The organism is Mesorhizobium sp. P5_C1, assembly GCF_054049815.1.
In genome coordinates this window covers 1-2631 of the sequence record NZ_JBFULQ010000663.1, presented here as the reverse complement: position 1 = coordinate 2631, position 2631 = coordinate 1, and the positions used below count along the sequence as shown (strand labels likewise).

The 2631-nt window shown below is 60.4% G+C and carries 2 pseudogenes; both read right to left on the bottom strand.

The window, feature by feature from the left end:
* Nucleotides 1-538 (bottom strand): annotated as a pseudogene (locus ACXJ7R_RS29570) (haloacid dehalogenase-like hydrolase); the annotation flags it as partial.
* Nucleotides 539-627: 89 nt separating this feature from the next.
* A pseudogene (locus ACXJ7R_RS29565) lies at nt 628-2100 on the bottom strand (arylsulfatase); the annotation flags it as partial.
* Nucleotides 2101-2631: the final 531 nt, after the last annotated feature.

Below are 2631 nucleotides of genomic sequence, written 5' to 3'. Positions count from 1 at the left end.
GGAGATAGGCGAGGAGTTCGACCATCGGCTGGTAGGTCATTTCGGGGAAGGCTTTGCCGGTCTTAGGATGCCTGGCGATGGAGAGCCAGTCTCCTACAATCTTAGCGTATTCATCGGTCGTAAGCCCGGCGACGCTGCTGCCCACAATCGCCATCAGGGCGTGCTCCCCGCCGGCCAGCGCGCCCTTGATGTCGCCCTTGAGCAGCGAAGCGAATGGCTCCTCGGTCTGCCACTCCGGATGCTGCGGCGCCACGGCCTTCACGCGGTCGATGGCGAAGAGGAACTGGAAGTACAAAGGCTGCTCGGACCAGAGCGTGCCGTCGTTGTCGAAGGTGGCGATGCGCTCGGCTGGCGGGACGTACTGCGGGCCGCCCTCCTTGGTTAACTTCGCTACGAAGTCGAGGATCGCCTGCTTCGCAGCGCCATCGTTCCACGACGGAAGCTGGTCCGTTTGAGCCATTGCCGGCGAAGCCGCCAACGTGGCTATTCCCAAACCCGTCAGGGCCATCAGCACGAAGATCGCGTGGGTGAGCCTCATTCAAGCCTCCTCTCGAGGTCGACAGGGAGCCCCACAAGCGGGGTACCCTGTCGCAACTAAGTCGTGCGAAGGCAGTGGCTACCAGGGACCTAATTCCCGGCGCCGCTGGCTCCGTTCTGGAGGGCCTCCAGGAATTGGCTTACGCCAAACGATCCGGACTTCTGGCTTGGCGGATAGTCCTTGAAGGTTGCGAGGAACTCCGCAACGATCGACTGAGCGGGAACCATCGTCCACAGTTTATCGCTCCACCACCGTTCATAGGCTCCCGCTTCGTCTTGGTACTTCTCGAACGGGTCCTCTCTAAGGTTGACCACGTACGGCACATTCTGCGTAACGCGCTTGCCGGTGAACAGATTGCCCTCGATCCAGGCGAACGAGATCTTCCAATCGCCATAGCGCATCGCATTGATGTTGGCCTGATCGTCGAAATAGAAGAATTCTTTGCGCGGCACGTCTTTGGTTTCGCCCTTGAAGAAGGGCATGAAGTTGTAACCGTCGAGATGGGTCTTGAAAGTCTTGTCTCCGACTTTCTCGCCCTTGAGCAGTTTCTCCTTGATATCCGGCGCGCCGGCCCCGGCGAGCAAGGTTGGCAGCCAATCTTCGTGCGACATCGTCGTGTTGACGATCGTGCCGGGTTGAATGACGCCTGGCCAACGGGCCACGCACGGCGCACGGAAGCCCCCCTCCCAGGTGGTGCCCTTCTCGCCGCGGAATGGTTGCGTTCCGCCGTCGGGCCACGAGAAACTCTCTGCGCCGTTGTCGGTAGAGAAGACGACGATCGTGTTGTCCGCGATCCCGAGATCGTCCAGCTTCTTCAGCAGCCGGCCGACCACGTCGTCAAGCTCGGCTATGCCGTCGGCATAGAGGCCGTAGCCGGTCTTGTCCTGCCACTTGGGCGACAGGCGGGTCCAAACATGCATGCGCGTCGTGTTGTGCCAAAGGAAGAACGGCTTCTTGGCGGCTACCGCTCGGTCCATGACGTCCAGCGACCGGGCGAGCAATTCTTCTTCGGCGGTTTCCATTCGCTTGCGCGTCAGAGGGCCGGTGTCCTTGATGACTTGTTTCCCGACGCGACCGAAGCGCGGATCTTCCGTCGGGTCGTCTACATCGGTGGCTTTCACGTCGAGGACTCCGCGCGGACCGAACTTCGCGTGGAACTCGGGGCTCTTCGGATAATCCGGGTCTTCGGGTTCCTCTTCCGAATTCAGATGGTAGAGGTTGCCGAAGAACTCATCGAAGCCGTGCCGGGTCGGCAGGAACTCGTTACGGTCGCCGAGATGGTTCTTGCCAACCTGAGCGGTGGCATAGCCGAGCGGCTTGAGCAGTTCGGCGATGGTTGGGTCCTTGTCCTGCAAACCCTGCTTTGCTCCCGGAAGGCCGACTTTCAACAGTCCGACCCGGAAGGGGCTCTGGCCGGTAATGAACGCAGCCCGCCCGGCGGTGCAGGAATTCTGCGAGTAGTAGTCGGTGAACAGCGCACCCTCCTTGGCAAGCCGGTCAATGTTGGGCGTCGAGCCGCCCATCATGCCACGGTGATAGGCGCTGAGGTTCCATATGCCCACGCCTGGAAGCCTGTCCGCGCCTTCGCCCTAGACTTTGCCGGCAAGCTSSTCATGGGYGTYGCTATCGGCCTTGGCGTCGCCTTTGGTCGCGCTCTAACGGGCTGACCCTCCGTAGGTAAAAAAAGCGTACAGAGTTTCGAATTGAAAGGGCTCGTTCGCCGGTCGTAAAATTCAGGACGTTCCCCATTGCTTTCTAAGGGAGGCTGCGATGAGGTTCACCCCTGCATTGAGGTGGTCGAAGCCTGCGGCGAATGGCACGTCCGCGTCATCGAGGTTGACCGAGAAACGACGCTGACTTTCGAGCTGGAATCTTTCGCTCTCGCCTATGCGGAGGGCCAGCGAATACGCCTGGGGCTTGCCGAGTTCAAACGGGTATAAACTGCCCCTGGTTCAAAAGCCCGCGCCGCTTGCGGGGGCGGAAGCGACATCCACGAGTTTGCGATGCCCTGGGATGAATGATGGTCCCAAAAGCGTTTAATCGTTAGTTCGCCGGGTGCTCCCAAGACTCCGAGCGCCCCAACAATCAAAAAC